The organism is Hymenobacter cavernae (assembly GCF_014641455.1).
GTDB classification, from domain to species: domain Bacteria; phylum Bacteroidota; class Bacteroidia; order Cytophagales; family Hymenobacteraceae; genus Hymenobacter; species Hymenobacter cavernae.
Window position 1 is genome coordinate 188,731 of the sequence record NZ_BMHT01000008.1, and the last position, 17,140, is coordinate 205,870.

Sequence of the window (17,140 nt, forward strand, 5' to 3'; positions counted from 1 at the left end):
CCCTTTTTAATCATTTGCTTTATGTGTCAGAAGCTTATTCTTGTCAGTGCTTTCCTCTCGCTTATTTTACAAAACGTTGCAGCCCAAACGCTCAAGGGCCCGCGCGGGGAAGTCTTTGCGCGGCGCATTATCACGCGGCAGCTCAGCGACCCGTGGGAAGTAGCCTACGGTCCGGATAACTACCTGTGGATCACCGAGGGCAAAGGCTACCGCGTGAGTCGCGTCAACCCCGCCGACGGCACCAAAACCGTGTTGCTGGACCTCAGCAAGGAGCGGCAGTTTCCGCGCTACGACAAAGTTTCGGACCAAATCGATGGCGGCAAGCCCTGGCCCCAGGGCGGCCTGATGGGCATGGCCTTGCACCCACAGCTGCTGAGCGGCAAGCCCTACGTGTATCTGGCGTATATCTACCGTTTTGCGGGCGCTAACCAGCCGGGCAAAGGTGGCGCGCCGAACTACGGCGGCCTGTTCTTCACCACGCGCATTGTGCGCTACGAGTATGATGCGCAGGCTCAGAAGCTGGGTAACCCCGTCACGCTCTGCGACACCATTCCCGGCAGCAGCGACCACAACGGCGGCCGCCTGGCCATTGCGCCCGTTGATGGTAAGGACTATCTATTTTACAGCATCGGCGACCTAGGTGCCGGGCAGTTCGACAATGCCGGCCGCCCCAACCATGCCCAGCAACCGGGCCACTATGAGGGCAAGATCCTGCGCTTCAACCTGGAAGCTGATGCTGATGCAAGTGTTGCCGATAAATGGGTTCCGAACGACAATCCATTCGGCACGGCCATGCGCCAAAACGCGGTGTGGAGCTACGGCCACCGCAACCCGCAAGGGCTAGCCTACGCGGTAGTCGGCGGAACGGGGCGGCTATATTCCTCGGAACACGGCCCTTTTTCGGATGATGAAATCAACATTATTGAGCGCGGAAAAAACTACGGTCACCCGCTCGTGCTAGGTTATAATGATAACAACTACAATGGCTTAGCTGCAGGCGTATCGGACCATGCTAGCTTGCCCGGCACTTGGCATACCTCTTACCCTTTCATCAAAAGCGAAAACGAAAACGCGAAAGCCATCGGCGCTGGTTACCGCGACCCGATCAAAACGCTGTACCCGAACTCGAACAAGTTCCTTACCGACCTTTTCATCAAAACGCGCAACCACGACCCGAATGCGCCCGAGTGGCCTTCGGAGGCCCCGAGCAGCATTGCGGTTTACACGGCATCGGCTATACCGGGCTGGCAGAATTCGCTACTGTTGCCCATGCTCAAGCACGGCAAGCTCATTCGGTTGCAGCTCAATGCGGCAGGCACCAGCGTCACCGGCGACACGCTCACCTACTTCCGGGCGCCGGTGCGCTACCGCGACCTAGCTTTCTCGCCCGACGGCACCAAGATCTACCTGGCGACGGATAGCTCGTCGGTCACATCTGGGCCGTCGAAGGAAGATCCGCAGGGCACCAGTTGCAAGGGTTGTCTGCTGGAATTCACATACAAAAGCGGCGGTGCTTCTAAACCTAGCCCGGCAACTGGCAAAGCCCCCGCGCCGAAAGCGGCCGCTCCTAGCCCGGCCGACCGGCGGCGGTAGGAACGCGCCACGGCGCGTTCTGGTTTGCGGCGCGTGAACGGTGCGCGTTGCCTTACCTAGGTTTATCCAGCGCATCGTGCAACGACGAACGCGCCGTGGCGCGTTCCTACGGGGTTTTCTGACTATCTTGGGAGTTGGGCCGCGCGTTTGCTAGTCGGCAAGACGCTATTTTGGCCTTTTCTCTGATGAAATATTTCCTTTTCCTGCTTGGGTGGTGCTTACCTCAGCTGCTGCTCGCGGTGCCGCTGAAAAAGCCGCTGCAAATTGCCGAGCGGTTTGTGTCGAAAGAGCAGTGGCCGGAGATGAGAAACTACCTGAGCGGCGAGATTTTGCAGCAAGCCAAGCAGCAGAGCCTAGGTCAGCAGATTCCGGCGCACCTGCAACGCCGCTGCGCGCTGCTCCGGCAAGATTCGGCCGCCGCCGTGGTCACGGTGGAGCTGCGTGATACTACCAGCCGCAACGATTTCTACCTCTACTTCGCCAAAGAGGAAAGCACCTGGAAGCTGCGGGCCGTGCGCGGTTTGGCCATGGTAGGCCTAGGTCAGCAGATGCTAAAGGTGCTGACGACCATGCCGCCCACCGAAATAGCGCAGTACAACCAGCGTCACCCCGAAGCGAACCACGCCTTCACAGTGGGCAACCTCAAGCTGTGGTCGGGTGCCGACGCCGACATTATCGAGCACTTCAACCAGCACGCCGCCGACTTCAACAAAGTGGTCGGCCTCGTGCAAGCGCGTCAGTATTTCCCCCCGAAAGCCGACGTGCTAGCCCTCGGCGAACAAGCCGCCAACGCCGATTCTACCATCAGCGCGCTGCTACAGTCGCTTTACATCAGCCGCATCACGCGCCGCGACACGGGCTGCGGTACTTGCCTGGAATTCCTCATCGGCGGCCTCGTTGATAACACCGTAGGCCTTATGTATCAACCTGATGCCAACGCTGTGCCCGCCATGCATCCCGACCGCATCATCGTTATCAAACCCATCGGCAACGGTTGGTATCTGTACAAAACGACCTAGCCTTTACGGGGTTCCCGCAGAGGTTCGCAGAGGTTTTCGCTGAGGAACGCGGAGGCTGTTCCAGAACGACTCAGCGCCCTCTGCGCATACCTCTGCGAACCTCTGCGGGAACCCCGGAACCACAATCACCCCAGCAAGCCGCTTTCATCTTTCAGCCCCACGCCCGAAAGCTGCCTGCGTAACGATTCCTGCAACAGAAAGAACAGCTTATCCGCCGCCAACGGATACACTAATCCTTCCGGCCGGATGTTGGAAACGCAGTTGCGCGCCTCATCCGTAAGGCCCGGCCGAGGACCATAGGTGAAGTAAGCGCCCAAACTATCGGGGGAGCTGAGCCCCGGCCGTTCCCCGATCAGCACTAAGGCCAACCTAGCTTTCAGTAACGCCCCGATTTCGTCGCCGATGGCTACCCTAGCCTGCTCCGCCAGCGTGATGGGCGCCAGCCGAAAACCTGCCCGTTGCAACTGTGGCAGCAGCAACCGCAGCAGCGGCACGGCGTGCTCGTTAATGGCCGTGGCTGACAAGCCATCGGCCAGGATGATGGCAATATCGCACGTGGCGGCTTGCTCGGCCAACAGCGCTTTGGAAGCTTCATCCAGCTTACGACCTAGGTCCGGGCGCTGCAAGTACTCCTGCCGGTTTTGCGCCTGGCTTTTCACCTGACACACTGCCAATTTCAATTGACCTAGGTCCGTCAGCAACTGCTCCGCAGCCAGCACCGAATACACCGCATCCCGCGCATGTGCGTGCGCCAACCGAAACGCCAGCGACTCCCGCAACGGCACACTCGTCCCCGTGCGACCTAGCGCAATACGGGCGCCGGTGAAAGCCCGCAGGCTAGCCCAAGGGTCGTCGGTGGGGTCGGAAGAAGATTGAGCGGGCGTATTATCGGACATCAGCTAGGTTTGAAATAGGAACGTCATGCTGAGCTTGCCGAAGCATCTCTACCGCCAAAGTAACTCCAATCATTAGGGTTTACCATTGCGGTAGAGATGCTTCGACAAGCTCAGCATGACGTTCTTTAAAATACTTTCCTACTTACTTCTGGCTTCCCAATACTTGCAGCGTCTTACTGTCTTTTGCGCCTCCGTAAAACTTATCCAGCACTTGTTGAAACACCGGATTCGTATTAGCCAACGCGGCAAACAGCGTCATCGACGATTTCAGCTTCATATCATCCGGGCTGCCAAGTATCCGGTATGGGTCATTACCCGGCAGCTTGAGCAATTCACTGGAAATCTCTACCAACCGGCTGCCAAGCACCGGATGCGTTAGGTATTCCTGCGCTTCGGTGTCGTCTTTTATGGCGTAGTACTTAGCCGTCTCGCTAAAACCTAGCCCTTGGATCTGCGGGAAGATATACCACATCCAATGGCTGCGCTTTCTGCCGTTCTTTATTTCGGCCAGCGCGGTTTGGTAGTCGGCTTGTTGAGCGTCGAGGAAGCGGTTTAGGTTAGTATCTGCAATCATCGGTTAATTATTCAACTTTTTTAAGTTGTCCATTTTTCATCTCATATACGGCTGGCACTCTCCAGAAGTCATAGCGTTTATAACCTGGTTCATACCCCCAAGATCCACTAAGTGCTTCGGTATTTACAATTAGCATTCTACTATCAACCCTATAATCGACACCACAATGACCATCGGCCGTATCGAACGGAATCTTTGAGAAAAGTATCTTCCCATTAATTCTGTCTACAATTGCCATTTCTTGACAAGCTGATCCGCAGCCCCATTCAACAATTGTATAATGGCCAGCGAAATCCGGTTTTGTGTTTTCACAACCTTCCTTGATTCGCGTAATAAAGTATTTCGCATTCTTATCCGTACTAAAATCTGGCCTCGCTAACCCACCTTTATATAAATCGTTTACCTTGAAGTCTTCAAACCTAGACTTAAAGCTAAATTTCTTATAAACTGGGCTATCAATTTCATCAGCATTCCCAAGCATCAATGTATCTCCGTAACGATACAGAGTATCACCTCGGGTTCCACCTTTTGAAACCTCTCCTTTTCTAAGGAATTCAAATCTCATTTTATATTTTCCTTCAAACATAAAATTTCTTACTTTATAGATATAACTCACTGTAGTTCTACCACCGGAAGTATCTATTTTAACTGTTTTTAATACCCTGTTTTCAGAACTGATTGTTTTACGACTATCTACTAAATTATCACACGAGCATATTACAAGCACCATAATTAATAATGATGCACAATATTTTAAGCAGTCCATTGCTCCAAGTAGTTTATTTGTATTTTACTTTAAATAATACAAAATATTGCTATTATTTTACTTATTCCTCAACGGAATAACCGCGCCTTCCAACCCACTACCCTGCGCTTTCAGCCGGATCGTTCCTACCTGTCCCTTTTTCCCGCGCACGATAACGAGGCACTTACCATTGAACGCTTCTCGCTCCGGCGAAGCAAACGACTCCAGATTGGCCGCATCCCCATTGTCGGTAGCGACAATCTCGCCCGGACCTTCGATGGAGAATTGAATCTTGTTGTTAGCATTCGGCACGAGCAGACCGTTTTTGTCGGTGAGCTGCGCCGTCACGAATACGAGGTCGTCATCCGTGGCCGTTACCGTTGTCCGGTCCGCCGTTAGCTTGAGGCTAGCGGCCTCGCCGGACGTTCTGACTACGTCCTCGGCCCAACGCTTGCCGTTTTTGTAGGCCACCACCTTCAGCTCGCCCGGCGCATACACCACGTCATCCCAGCGCAAGCGGTACTCGTACGCGGCCTTTTTCTTGCGTCCCAGCGACTTACCGTTCAGGAATAGCTCGGCCTCGTCGCCGGAGGTAAAGACGTGTACGGGCACCACTTGGCCCAGGCGCTGGGGCCAGTTCCAGTGCGGCAACAGGTGGGCCATGGGCAGCTCCGGGCGCCAGTAGGCTTGGTAGAGGTAAAACCGATCTTTCTTGAACCCGGCCAAGTCGATAATGCCGGAGTAGGAGCTGCGCGAGGAATAGTAGGGCGTTGGCTCACCTAGGTAGTCCCAACCCGTCCAGGCGAAGCCGCCGGCCACGTAGGGGTGCTTTTCCAGCGTGGCAAATACCTTGTCGGCCGACGAGCCAAAGGCCACCGAATACAGCTCGTAGGAGCTCACCTGATGCGTTTTCGGGTCGCCGCCCTGCCCGTCGAGAACAGGGGCGCTGTTACCGTCGAAGACCGGAAACTGGTACTCTCCGCGGCTGCTTAGCGCCGAGGCGTTTTCGCTGCTCAGAATCATCTTGCCGGGAAACTTCTTGTGAAACTCCGGAAACAAGGGCGGCGTGGAAATGCCCTTTAAGCCCTTGTATGCGCCATCGTAGCGGATTCCTTCGCCCTGGTAGTTCAGGCTGATAACATCGGGCACGCCGGGCAGGGGCATGTCGGGCTTGGCGTAGTTCATGGCCACGGTGGTCGGGCGCGTGGGGTCTTCCTCCTTCACGATGGTGTGCAGCCGCCGGGCCACGTCGGCGCCTTTTTCGCCCGTGTACTGCTCGCCCACCTCATTGCCGAAGCTCCAGAGAATGACGGAAGGATGGTTTCGGTCGCGGCGCACCATGGCCCGTAGGTCCTGCTCGTGCCAGTCGGGGAAGATGAGGTGAAAATCGAGCGGCGTCTTTTTCGTTTCCCACGAGTCAAACACCTCATCGATAACTAGGAAACCGAGGCGGTCGGTGAGTTCGAGCAGCTCCGGCGCCGGCGGGTTGTGCGACATGCGAATGGCGTTGCAGCCCATTTCGCGCAGCAGTTGCAGCTGGCGTTCGGCGGCCCGCACATTGAAAGCCGCCCCGAGGGCACCTAGGTCGTGGTGCTGGTTAACACCCTTAATAACAAGGTGTTCTCCATTCACCAAAAGTCCCTTGTCAGGATCAAACTGCACCTGGCGAATGCCAAACGGTGTCTCGTACGTATCCAGCGTTGTGCCCTGAGCCGAAATGGTCGTAACGGCCACATAGCGGTTCGGCGTCTGAGTGGGCGCAGGTCCCCAGCGCTTGGGGTTAGCAATAACCACGGAGCCGGAAACTGTTTCGGTCGACTCGGCGCGGACGGCTGCTTTCGCCGGAGCCAGCGTGGCTACGGGCCGGCCGGATTTCTCTCCTTTGGCATTCAGCAGATAGATTTCCGTTGCCACATCCACGTTAGTGTCGCCTTTAGAATAGTTAGCAACCGCCACCTTGAGGTCGATGGTGGCAGAGGACTGGCTTACATTGCGGGTGGTCACGACCGTTCCCCACTGCCCGACGTGCACCGGGTTTACCTTGGTCAGCCACACGTTGCGGTAGATGCCGCCCCCAGGGTACCACCGCGACGAGCTAGGTGGATTGTCCAGGCGAATAGCTAACTGATTATCAGCGCCCGGAACGAGATACGGCGTCAGGTCGAGGCGCCAGGAAGAGTAGCCATACGGCCAGCCGCCCACCAGCTTACCGTTCAGCCACACCATAGCGTACGACATAGCGCCGTCCACATCAAGGTAAATGGTGCGGCCCGCGTCGGAGGCCGGAATCTGGAGCTTCTTGCGGTACCAGGCGACGCCTTGCACCGGCAGCCGCCCCATACCTCCGCCAATGGGCACGCCTTCGCCCACGTAGAAAGGCCCTTTAATGGCCCAATCGTGCGGCAGGTTCACGCTTTCCCACGCCTGGTCGTTGAACCTAGGTTGCACGAATGGAAAGTTGCCGCCCGGATTTCCTGCTGGTCGTGTGTAGCGTTTGGCCGGATCTTTCACAAAATCATTGCCCGTCGGCAGAATCCAGGGTTTTAGCACGCCTGTGGTGGCCGCAATGGCTACAGCCTCCGTGGGTCGGGAGTCGGCGGCTTTGCTATCCTGCTCGTTCTGCACTTCCGGCCGCACGTCGTAGATCAGGCTGTCGGCTTTTTCCGTCGGGCCATACTTATAAAACTTCCAGCCTCCGTTGATCAGAATACGCTCCCTAGCTGCCTGCGTGGCGTAAGGAGACTTTTGTAGACTTCTCGCAACCTCACCTGGCGGGACATCAATATGGGCTATCTTCCTAACAGAAAGGAACTTTACCGAATTGGCTTCCCTGTTATCATCCGCGGAAAAGACCACCAAGAAACTAGCTACGACGACAGGTAAAAGCGTGGATATTCTGAGCATGAAAGTCTGGCTGCGGTGAAGTGGTTGTTCTGGGAGCCAAGATAAAGCTAGTTTCTCTAGCTTAGCCTGCTGGGCCGGATTTATAATCCGCTGGTCAGGAGTTGCGGATTTGTAATCCGCCCGCGTGCGCCGCTAGGAGCAGCCGTGTGGTTGATTTACTATCTTCTTACCGACGATATTTTAACAGGAGCTAGGTTTTGGTTGTAGAAACTGCCTTACGCAAATGGCAAACGGCGCGTACGGGCGGATTGCAAATCCGCAACTCCTCACGACCGGATTATAAATCCGGCCCAGCAGGATAAAATCAACCATATGCCTGCTCCTAATGACGCACACGAGATAATTATAACTCCGGCGGAGCGGAATGTATTTTAAGTATTAGCTACAAAGTACCAATGATCTGTAATATTTGTTATTTCTATCGGATCATAGAAAATACTGTTACTATACTGCCTGAGCTTAAACTTAGTCATGGTATTTTCATTTGGCACATAAACAAAACCTGATGAGTTATCTGTCAGCCCTCTAAAAGTATAAAACAGAATACACACTTCTCCATCTACCTTTTCTACAACCACGTTTGGTGAACCCACAGACAAATTTTCATATTTATCAGGTATATCAACACGAGACGTTTTAGTTAAATCGTAATTTATTTGCTTGTTCATAATCATCCTTACAACTTCTTCTCTTGCATCTTGCTTAAGTCTAAAGTCTACTTGTAGTGTCAAGGCTGTAAAAGGAAATAACAACATAAAAGAAGTAGCAATAAGACTAAAAACAAAAGGACCGAAAGGCTTCTCTACTTTCCCTGTTTTTCGGCTCCAATAAACTGCAGATAAGATGAGTAGTATAAACAATCCCCAATAACCTACCAATGACATAATACCATACAATAGGATAGAGAATGAATTAATTAACTGACATTCAAATAATTTAATTAATATAAAAGTAACTGTCCACCATAAGGTCAAATTAAACGTAGTTGACTGTGTGTATTTTAATTCGTTTATCATAATATTACTTGTTTTATGTTTTATATCATTCGCCAGTAGTGCAATATACAATTCACTTACCGCCCCACCTCCAACAACCTATGCCCAGCCGACGCCGGCAGCAGCTTCCCTCTCTCATCAAAAATCCCCTGCTGCAACAGCCACGCTTCAAACTCTGGGGCGGGGCGCAGGCCTAGCACCTGGCGCACGTAGAGCGCGTCGTGGAAGGAGGTGGATTGGTAGTTGAGCATAATATCGTCGGCGCCAGGGACGCCCATGATGTAGTTGCAGCCGGCCACGCCCAGGAGCGTGAGCAGATTGTCCATGTCGTCCTGGTCGGCTTCGGCGTGGTTGGTGTAGCAGATGTCCATGCCCATCGGGAGGCCCAGCAGCTTGCCGCAGAAGTGGTCTTCCAGGGCCGCCCGCGTGATTTGCTTGCCGTCGTAGAGGTATTCGGGACCGATGAAGCCGACAACGGAGTTGACCAGCAGCGGCCGAAACCGCCGGGCCACGGCGTAGGCGCGGGCCTCGCAGGTTTGCTGGTCGAGGCCGTGGTGGGCGTTGGCCGAGAGGGCGCTACCCTGCCCCGTTTCGAAGTACATGACGTGCTGCCCTAGGGTGCCGCGGTTCAGGCTCAGCGTGGCTTCCCAGGCTTCTTGGAGCAAACCTAGGTTCACGCCAAAGCTGGCATTCGTCGCCTCGGTGCCGCCGATGGATTGGAACGTGAGGTCCACCGGTGCCTTTTGCTCGATCAGCTGCAAGGCCGTCGTGACGTGGCACAGCACGCACGACTGGGTCGGAATGGCGTACTGCTCGCGCACGGCATCCAGCATGTGCAGCAGATTACTAACTACCTGCGGGTTATCAGTAGCCGGGTTGATGCCGATAACCGCGTCGCCGCTGCCGTAGAGCAGGCCATCGACGAGGCTGGCCGCAATGCCGCGGGCGTCGTCGGTGGGGTGGTTGGGTTGCAGGCGCGTGGCGAGATGTCCGCGCAAACGTAGGGTGTTGCGAAACTGCGTGACGACTTCGCACTTGCGGGCCACGGCAATCAGCTCTTGGTTGCGCATGAGCTTCGACACGGCCGCCACCATTTCGGGCGTGAGGCCGGAAGCTAGGTTTTGCAACGCCTGTGTGTCGGCGGCTTCCGAGAGAAGCCAGTCGCGCAGCTGGCCCACGGTGAAGTGACTGATACCTGCAAATGCCGCTGCATCGTGCGTGTCGAGGATGAGGCGCGTGACTTCGTCCTGCTCGTAGGGCACGAGGGCTTCGTGGAGGAAGTTATGCAGGGGCACGTCGGCGAGGGCGAGCTGGGCGGCCACGCGCTCTTCGTAGGTGGCGGCGGCTACACCGGCCAGCACGTCGCCGGAACGCAGCGGCGTGGCCCGCGCCAGCAGCGTTTTCAAATCGTCGAAGGCGTAGGTGTGCTGGCGAATGGTGTAGCGGTACATTTTTTCAGTTACCAGTTATCATTTAACAGTTACCAATCGAGTGAATGTCATTACCAGACAGTCATGTCGACCAACGGGAGACATCTCGCGTGCTATAGTAATTTCAATCGGCAGGTTGATCAGCACAACATCAGCACGCGAGATTCCTCCTAGCGTCGGAATGACGTTCCTGTTGATCATTCTAATCAATCAATGCGTTGCGTGCTCTACGAACTCACGGCTTCGAACGACTGCCGGTGCCGACCTAGCAGCACGTACACGCCCAGCATCAGCAGCAAGCCCGCGAAGAAGATAACACCCAGCAGCAGATTATAATACACCATGGCACCTAGGCTCAGCAGTGATAACGCCAAGGCGATGATGGGGAAGAATGGGTAAAACGGCGCCGTGAACGGCCGTACCAGCTCCGGCTCCTTGCGGCGCAACACAAACAGGCTCAGCAAACTCATGATGTACATCAGCACCGCGCCGAACACGGAAAGAACGATAACCTGGTTGGTTTTGCCGGTGAGTAGCGCCAGGCAGCCCACCGCCCCACCCGCCACCAAGGCCCTGTGCGGCGTTTGACGACCATTGAGCCGGGCTAGAGAGCCAGGCAGGTAACCGCTCCGGGCCAGCGCAAAAATCTGGCGTGAGTAGCCGATGATGGTGCCGTGAAACGACGCGACCAACCCAAACAGGCCGATGCTGGCAAAGAACTTCGTCCAGCGGCTGCCTTTGCCCAGCACAATGCCCAAGGCTTCGGGCAAGGGATAATCGATGTGGCTCAGGCGCCGCCAGTCGGCCACGCCGCCGGTGAGCACCATCACGCCGAGGGCCAGCACCACCAGCGTGAACAGGCCGTAGCCGTACCCTTTCGGGATGGTGCGGCGCGGGTGCTCCACTTCTTCCGCCACCATGGCTACGCCTTCAATAGCCAGGTAAAACCAGATGGCAAACGGCAGCGCGGCAAATACGCCCGCCGCGCTCAGCGGAACCGGGTTTGCCAGGAAGGTGCTTGTCTTAAAACTCGGCGCGACCAGGCCCATGTACAGCAGCAGCTCGCCCACGGCAAGCAGCGTCACGACCAGCGAGAAGTTCGCGGACTCCTTGATGCCGAGTAAGTTAATCAGCGTAAAAATGCTGTAGCAACCTAGGGCCGTGTAGAGCACCGGCAAGCCAGGGTACAGAAAATGCACGTAGCTCCCGAGGGCAAACGCAATGGCCGGCGGCGCAAACAGGAACTCGATAAGCGTCGCGTAGCCGGCTACAAAGCCGCCAATCGGGCCGAAGGCCCGGTACGAGTAGGCAAACGGCCCGCCCGCGTGCGGAATGGCCGTAGTCAGCTCCGTGAAGCTGAAGATGAACGCCACGTAGAGCACCGTAATCAGCAAGGTGGCTACCAGAAAGCCGACTGGCCCGGCCACTTCCCAGCCGTAGTTCCAGCCGAAATACTCGCCCGAAATGACCAGGCCGACCGCTATGGCCCACAGGTGCAACGGCGTCAGGGCTTTCTTCAGGCCAACGGAATCAGCGGGCTTCGTCATAGGAGGCTAGGTCATTTGCTTCCATCAAGATAGCAGGTGAAGGCAAGCAGCCTAGAAAGCTGAAGCAAAACACCTAGCTTTTCCGCATGAAAACAGCCCTCCGCGCCGCCTGCTCGCCCCTGCTTGGCCTTGCCCTGATGAGCTTCACGCAGCGCGACACCGCTCTGACTCAAACGGCACCCACTACCGGCAATACCATCAAGCTACTGGCCCTGAATCAGCCGCCCTGCTCCATACCAACTGATGAATCAGTCATCACCGCCAAGCTAGCCTACCACATTGCCGAGCAGGAACAATCGGAATACGGCTTTGAGGTATCTATCAAGTTTCAGGGCACAGACCCGCGAATGACCTTTTCTATGAGCAGAGGTCCGGCCAATACGGGCAATATCAAGGTCACAAGCAAAAGCGACACCTTGACGCTAACGTACCCCATGGCCACTATTCTCAACAACCCTCGACTGCGGCGCCCCATTACCTGCTACTTCTACCTGCACCGCAATACAGAGCCAGGCCGCAGCGTCGTCATTGCCAAAACACCCCCGATTATTTTTGCGGAGTGCCAGTAGCCTGTAGCGCGGAAATCCGTTCCGCGCTACATTCCTCCTAGGCCATCTGCCGGTGAAACGGGCAGCCGAGCGCCCTAGGTGCCGCGCCCACGGCGCCAGTTGGGCGCACATTTTCAATGATGAAGCCGCTACGGGGCAGCGTGGGCATACGGTCGAGCGGGAAACCTAGGTTTTGCGGCGGCACGTCGTAGGTCATGCCTTTGGTCAGGTAAGTGACGGCCAGCTTCAGGGTTTCGATGGTCAGCCACTCGCCGGCGCAGCGGTGGCCGGTCAGGTAGTCGCCGCCGCCTTGCGGGATGAAGTTGAACGCGCTGCCGTCCCAGGCCCGGAACCGCTCGGGGCGGAACTGCCCGGGCTGGTGCCACTGGCCCTTGTCGCGGTTGGTGCCGTACACGTCGAGCAGCACCAGTCTTCCTTTCGGAAACTTATAGCCCTTCCACTCGAAGTCCTCGCGCACGATATTGCCCAGGAACGGCGCAAACGGATAGAAGCGGCGCACTTCGTGCACAAACCAACCTAGGTATTCCTCGTCGCCGGCTTGCAGCCGCGCCTTCGTTTCGGGGTACTCGTGCAGGGCCAGGGCCGCAAACGTGATGTACCACCCGATAGCCGTGATGGGCCGGATGATGTTAATCAGCTCAATAGCGGCCATTTGCAGGCTCAGCAGCTTGCCATCCACATCGCGGTGCCAGGCCACGCGGTAAGCCACCGATGCTTCGGGCACTTGCAGCTCCTTGTTGCGAATCTGCCTGATGATGCCCTTGATCCAGCTTTCAGCCCGCGACCTGGCCCGCTTGCCGCGCCAGTGCCGCGGCCCCACGCCCCCAAAGGCATCGACCATGCGGCGGAAGTCGCGGGTGCGGGGGGCTACCTCTTCCTCGGCCAGCGGCACGCCGGTCCAGGCGCAGGCCGCCCGGCAGAGCAGCTCCTGCACCTCCGGAAACAGCACCACCTGCTCCTGCATAGTCCATTGTTTAATAGAATAGCGCCAGTCGGCCGCCATGAACTCCATAAGCTTGTGCAGGCTGTCGGGCGTCATCACCGACATAAATAGTTCTTTGCGGCGGCGGTGCTTGCCATCGTCCAGGGTTTGGATGCCGTGCAGGCCCATCAGCGTGGTTTGGATGCGCCGCGGAATGGCACCGGTGCGCATAAACTGCTCATTATCACAAAAGAGCGCGGCGCCATCCTGCCCGTGCAAACAGATGGTTTTCATACCCAGCAGCCGAATCTGAAAAATATCGGACTGGTAGCTGCGGCTGCGGTTCAGGATAAACGGGAAGCCTTCGCGCAACACGTCCAGCGTGCTGTCCAGGCTTTTGTCGCGGGGAATATGTTTCATGCGTAAAAAGTATTTTAGAGAAGAAGCCAGCTACCTAGGTATCCGGCGGGAGCATTCATGCGTACTGCTTACGCGCAGACTGCCACAGGGATATGTCGAGTCTGCCACGCAGTAGTGTCAGTCTCACGCTTATTTGCCTAGATTTCGCCTTTGAAACGGGATTCCCTTTGTCGCGCTTGCCGACTACCTAGCTCCCGGCTAGCTTGCTCCCGTAATTCATGTCCAACTTTGTGAACATGGTTGATTACCAGAAACTATTTCGGGCGCTGCCCGAAAACTTCCTGCTCATTTCCCCCGATGCCGCCGCTACTATCGTCGATGACACCGATAGCCACGTTGCCGTTTCGATGAAAAGCCGCGAGGAAGTAGTAGGCAAACCTTTCTTTGAAGCCTACCCGGTGGCCGATCAGAACCAAGGGGATGCTATTCTCCAGTCGCACGAGCATGTTCGCCGCTACCGCGAGCCGCACACCATGCCCATTATCCGCTACGACCTGGAGCGGCCCGCTGAGCAGGGCGGCGGCTTCGAGCAGCGCTATTGGGAGGCCACGCACTATCCCATTCTCAACGAGCAGGGCGAGCTGGTGCACATTCTGCAACGGGCGCAGGACGTGACCGAGCAGTACCTGGCCGAGCAGCAGCGGCTGTTGCTGCAACGCGAGCTGGACGAGGCGCAGGCCCGCACAGCTTTCATCCTGCAAGCGCTGCCCGTCCTGATTGTGACCTTGCAACCCGACGGCGCAGCCGATTACTTCAACCAGCGCTGGCTCGACTTTACGGGCCGCTCGCTGGAAGAATCCGTGGGCTGGGGCTGGCTGGAAGATCTGCACCCCGACGACCGTGAGGCGGTGGGCAAAGGCTGGCAAGAGGCCGCGCAGGGCACCAGCGAGTACCAGGTAGAATACCGCCTGCGTCGCCACGACGGACATTACCGTTGGGTGCTGGTGCGGGCCGTGCCGCGCCTGGGCGCCGATGGCCGACCTAGCTTATGGGTGGGCGGCGCCACCGATATTCACGAGCAGAAACAGCTGGTGCAGGAGCTGCTACTCTCCAACGAAGAGCAGGCTGCTCTGTCCGACCAGGCGTATCAGGCCTATCAATTGGCCGAAAGTCAGCGCTCCACGTTCTACAACCTATTCATGCAGACGCCCGCCATGATCTGCATTCTGCGCAGCCCCGAACACCGTTTCGAGTTTGTGAATCCGGAATACCAGAAGCTGTTCCCAACACGCCAGTTGGTTGGCAAAACCGTAGTCGAGGCGTTGCCGGAGGTGATCGAGCAAGGCTTCGTGGAGCTGTTGAACAATGTTTATGCAACCGGTGAGGCTTTTATCGGCAATGAAATCAGCATCATGCTCGACCGCAACGGCGATGGGCAGCTTCACCAGAGTTACCTCAACTTCACGTATCAACTTTTTGAAGAGAGCGGGGAGAAAGCCGGCATTACAGTATTTGCCTTCGATGTGACCAGCCTGGTGCAGGCCCGCAAAGCATTGGAAAACCGCACCGGTACCGCCAACGCTTAACTTTTCTCCCGCTTTCTTTGCCCGCGTCCTTTCTCTCTGCTCATGGATTTAACAAACCTGGATTTTCAACAAGCCCGGATCAAGCAGGTGCTGTTCAAGTCCCGGTTGCGCTCTATTCTGTACGGGGTGCGCGAGACGGACGATACCATGTTCTCGCTCCAGAAGAACCCGCTGGGCGAGTGGCTGAACACCATCGTTAAGCCCAAGTACAGCGTGCACCCGGAGGTGCGCGAGATTGAGCGCGTGCTTCAGCGCATGCTCGACACTGGCCGCGAGCTGGTGCGGCGCTACCAGAGCGGGCAGCTGGAGGAAGCCCGTGCCGGCCTCGACCAGATCGAAGGGTATTCAACCCAGATTACGAACCTGCTGCAAACGCTGGAAAAGCGCACCGGCTAGACCTAGGTTATAAGCCAAGAACGTCATGTCTCCTCTGGCGTCCGCCTGTCGAAGCATCTCTACCGCTTCGTTGAACGTCACTGATAGAACGTCATCCGAGCTTTGTGAGAAATCTCGCGTGCTGATGTGGTGGTAAACCCTACCGATTGGAGTTACCATTGCACGCGAGATTCCTCGCGGGGCTCGGAATGACGTTCTATTCATGACGTTCTGTTAATAACGTTCATTCAATTCTGGCATATCATAACTCTTGCTAGCTTTATGCGGTACACGTTGGTCTACTGCCAGCTACCTAGGTTATGAAAAAAACTACTTCTTCTGGATTCTCTTCCGCCGCTTCGCGGCGCGACTTTTTGCGGCATCTCTCGCTGGGCGTTGGGGCGGGCTTGCTTGGTGTGCCGGCTTTGGCCAATGCGCTGGCGCTGGAACCAGAGTCGGCACTGGGCGCGGCTAGCCTGGAGGCGCTGCAAACGGGGCGCAAGCTAGGTGTGGCCCTGGTGGGGCTGGGAGGCTACAGCTCCGGGCAGCTGGCCCCGGCCCTGCAAAAAACGCAGCTTTGCCGCCTTGTCGGCATCGTGACGGGCACGCCGGAAAAGGCGCAGAAATGGAAGCAGCAGTACAGCATCCCCGACAAGAACATCTATAACTACCAGAATTTCGATTCGATAAAGGACAACCCCGACATCGACATCGTGTACGTGGTGCTGCCCAACTCCATGCACGCCGAGTACGTGGAGCGGGCCGCGCGGGCGGGCAAGCACGTTATCTGCGAGAAGCCCATGGCGACCTCCGTGGAAGACTGCCGCCGCATGATCGAGGCGTGCAAGAAAGCCGGCAAGAAGCTCAGCGTCGGCTACCGCCTGCACTTCGACCCCTACCACCTAGAAGCTATGCGCATTGGGCAAAACCAGGTGTACGGTCCGGTGAAGAAGCTCCTGTCGGAAAACGGCTTCACGATGGGCGACAACCGGCCCTGGCGCATTCAGAAGAAGCTTTCCGGCGGCGGACCGCTCATGGATATGGGCATTTACTGCGTGCAGGGCGTGATTTATACCAAAGGCCAGCTGCCGGTTTCGGTGACAGCCAAATACGCGCAAAAGACCCGGCCCCAGCAGTTCAACGAAGTGGAAGAAGGCCTGAGCTGGCAGTTCCAGTTTGCCGATGGCTCAGTGGCCGACTGCCGCACCACTTACGCCGAAAATATCAGCCACCTGCGCATGGAAGCCGCCAACGGCTGGCTCGATTTGCAGCCGGCTTTTTACTACAACGGCCTCAAGGGCCAGACCAGCAAAGGCCCGCTGGCGAACGTGCCGACGCAGGACGTGAGTCAGCAGGCCCGCCAGATGGACGACTTCGCCGATTGCATCCTGAACAACAAGCCCACCCGCGTGCCCGGCGAAATGGGCCTGCGCGACGTGCAGCTGCTAAAAGCCATCTACCAGGCCGCCGACAGCGGGCAGAAAGTATCCACGAAGGATATTGTGGCGGTGCTGGATAAAGTGGGCGCCCGCTAAAAAGCTAGGTATCAGAGCTAAACCCGCAGAAAGGCCCGTTCTGCGCTGTGGAATGGGCCTTTTTGCGGAAGCAAGCGAAATATTTCAAGC

Annotated in this window: 14 protein-coding genes; 6 read left to right on the forward strand and 8 right to left on the reverse strand. The window is 56.6% G+C overall.

What is annotated here, in order from left to right:
• Window positions 1–21: 21 nt before the first annotated feature.
• The gene (locus IEX74_RS20270; RefSeq protein ID WP_188815864.1) at window positions 22–1,593 is read left to right on the forward strand and encodes a PQQ-dependent sugar dehydrogenase; all 1,572 of its coding nucleotides are present in this window, start codon (window positions 22–24) and stop codon (window positions 1,591–1,593) included.
• 185 nt (window positions 1,594–1,778) lie between these two features.
• A complete protein-coding gene (locus IEX74_RS20275) occupies window positions 1,779–2,612 on the forward strand; it encodes a hypothetical protein (protein ID WP_188815865.1) in 834 nt (277 codons plus the stop codon).
• Window positions 2,613–2,737: 125 nt separating this feature from the next.
• On the opposite strand, the gene eutC is transcribed toward IEX74_RS20275, so the two are convergent.
• The 7 genes from eutC to eat all read right to left on the reverse strand — a co-directional run bounded on the left by eutC (window position 2,738) and on the right by eat (window position 11,703).
• Entirely contained in the window at window positions 2,738–3,508 is a 771-nt protein-coding gene (eutC, locus tag IEX74_RS20280) for an ethanolamine ammonia-lyase subunit EutC (protein WP_188815866.1), read from the reverse strand.
• 142 nt (window positions 3,509–3,650) lie between these two features.
• Window positions 3,651–4,082, reverse strand: a complete 432-nt coding sequence (locus tag IEX74_RS20285; protein ID WP_188815867.1) for a DUF1810 domain-containing protein — start codon at window positions 4,080–4,082, stop codon at window positions 3,651–3,653.
• 7 nt (window positions 4,083–4,089) lie between these two features.
• Window positions 4,090–4,848 carry a hypothetical protein gene (locus IEX74_RS20290; protein ID WP_188815868.1) on the reverse strand — a complete coding sequence of 253 codons (759 nt, stop codon included), beginning with the start codon at window positions 4,846–4,848 and terminating at the stop codon, window positions 4,090–4,092.
• 57 nt (window positions 4,849–4,905) lie between these two features.
• On the reverse strand, window positions 4,906–7,731 hold the full coding sequence (gene galB, locus IEX74_RS20295; protein WP_188815869.1) for a beta-galactosidase GalB: 2,826 nt from the start codon (window positions 7,729–7,731) through the stop codon (window positions 4,906–4,908).
• A 371-nt stretch (window positions 7,732–8,102) separates the two neighbouring features.
• A complete protein-coding gene (locus tag IEX74_RS20300; RefSeq protein ID WP_188815870.1) occupies window positions 8,103–8,747 on the reverse strand; it encodes a hypothetical protein in 645 nt (214 codons plus the stop codon).
• Window positions 8,748–8,803: 56 nt separating this feature from the next.
• The gene (locus tag IEX74_RS20305) at window positions 8,804–10,177 is read right to left on the reverse strand and encodes an ethanolamine ammonia-lyase subunit EutB (RefSeq protein WP_188815871.1); all 1,374 of its coding nucleotides are present in this window, start codon (window positions 10,175–10,177) and stop codon (window positions 8,804–8,806) included.
• 206 nt (window positions 10,178–10,383) lie between these two features.
• Complete coding sequence (gene eat, locus IEX74_RS20310) at window positions 10,384–11,703, reverse strand: ethanolamine permease (protein ID WP_188815872.1); 1,320 nt, start codon at window positions 11,701–11,703, stop codon at window positions 10,384–10,386.
• Window positions 11,704–11,789: 86 nt separating this feature from the next.
• Here eat and IEX74_RS20315 point away from each other — a divergent pair, with 86 nt between their 5' ends.
• The gene (locus tag IEX74_RS20315; RefSeq protein WP_188815873.1) at window positions 11,790–12,272 is read left to right on the forward strand and encodes a hypothetical protein; all 483 of its coding nucleotides are present in this window, start codon (window positions 11,790–11,792) and stop codon (window positions 12,270–12,272) included.
• 37 nt (window positions 12,273–12,309) lie between these two features.
• On the opposite strand, the gene cypC is transcribed toward IEX74_RS20315, so the two are convergent.
• Window positions 12,310–13,614 (reverse strand): CYP152 family fatty-acid peroxygenase CypC, encoded by a 1,305-nt coding sequence (gene cypC / locus IEX74_RS20320; RefSeq protein ID WP_188815874.1) that lies wholly within the window; start codon window positions 13,612–13,614, stop codon window positions 12,310–12,312.
• A 218-nt stretch (window positions 13,615–13,832) separates the two neighbouring features.
• Between cypC and IEX74_RS20325 the strand changes: the two genes are divergently transcribed.
• The 3 genes from IEX74_RS20325 (at window position 13,833) to IEX74_RS20335 (ending at window position 17,050) form a co-directional block, all read left to right on the forward strand.
• The gene (locus IEX74_RS20325; RefSeq protein WP_188815875.1) at window positions 13,833–15,140 is read left to right on the forward strand and encodes a PAS domain-containing protein; all 1,308 of its coding nucleotides are present in this window, start codon (window positions 13,833–13,835) and stop codon (window positions 15,138–15,140) included.
• 42 nt (window positions 15,141–15,182) lie between these two features.
• Entirely contained in the window at window positions 15,183–15,536 is a 354-nt protein-coding gene (locus IEX74_RS20330) for a hypothetical protein (protein WP_188815876.1), read from the forward strand.
• Between the two features lie 299 nt (window positions 15,537–15,835).
• Window positions 15,836–17,050: a Gfo/Idh/MocA family protein gene (locus IEX74_RS20335; protein ID WP_188815877.1), complete on the forward strand. Its 1,215-nt coding sequence runs from the start codon at window positions 15,836–15,838 to the stop codon at window positions 17,048–17,050.
• Window positions 17,051–17,140: the final 90 nt, after the last annotated feature.

Excerpts from the sequence above, each read along its gene's own strand:
- IEX74_RS20270 (WP_188815864.1), top strand. The coding sequence starts at position 22 with ATGTGTCAGAAGCTTATTCTTGTCAGTGCTTTCCTCTCGCTTATTTTA.
- IEX74_RS20275 (WP_188815865.1), top strand. The coding sequence starts at position 1,779 with ATGAAATATTTCCTTTTCCTGCTTGGGTGGTGCTTACCTCAGCTGCTG.
- eutC (WP_188815866.1), bottom strand. The coding sequence starts at position 3,508 with ATGTCCGATAATACGCCCGCTCAATCTTCTTCCGACCCCACCGACGAC.
- IEX74_RS20285 (WP_188815867.1), bottom strand. The coding sequence starts at position 4,082 with ATGATTGCAGATACTAACCTAAACCGCTTCCTCGACGCTCAACAAGCC.
- IEX74_RS20290 (WP_188815868.1), bottom strand. The coding sequence starts at position 4,848 with ATGGACTGCTTAAAATATTGTGCATCATTATTAATTATGGTGCTTGTA.
- galB (WP_188815869.1), bottom strand. The coding sequence starts at position 7,731 with ATGCTCAGAATATCCACGCTTTTACCTGTCGTCGTAGCTAGTTTCTTG.
- IEX74_RS20300 (WP_188815870.1), bottom strand. The coding sequence starts at position 8,747 with ATGATAAACGAATTAAAATACACACAGTCAACTACGTTTAATTTGACC.
- IEX74_RS20305 (WP_188815871.1), bottom strand. The coding sequence starts at position 10,177 with ATGTACCGCTACACCATTCGCCAGCACACCTACGCCTTCGACGATTTG.
- eat (WP_188815872.1), bottom strand. The coding sequence starts at position 11,703 with ATGACGAAGCCCGCTGATTCCGTTGGCCTGAAGAAAGCCCTGACGCCG.
- IEX74_RS20315 (WP_188815873.1), top strand. The coding sequence starts at position 11,790 with ATGAAAACAGCCCTCCGCGCCGCCTGCTCGCCCCTGCTTGGCCTTGCC.
- cypC (WP_188815874.1), bottom strand. The coding sequence starts at position 13,614 with ATGAAACATATTCCCCGCGACAAAAGCCTGGACAGCACGCTGGACGTG.
- IEX74_RS20325 (WP_188815875.1), top strand. The coding sequence starts at position 13,833 with ATGTCCAACTTTGTGAACATGGTTGATTACCAGAAACTATTTCGGGCG.
- IEX74_RS20330 (WP_188815876.1), top strand. The coding sequence starts at position 15,183 with ATGGATTTAACAAACCTGGATTTTCAACAAGCCCGGATCAAGCAGGTG.
- IEX74_RS20335 (WP_188815877.1), top strand. The coding sequence starts at position 15,836 with ATGAAAAAAACTACTTCTTCTGGATTCTCTTCCGCCGCTTCGCGGCGC.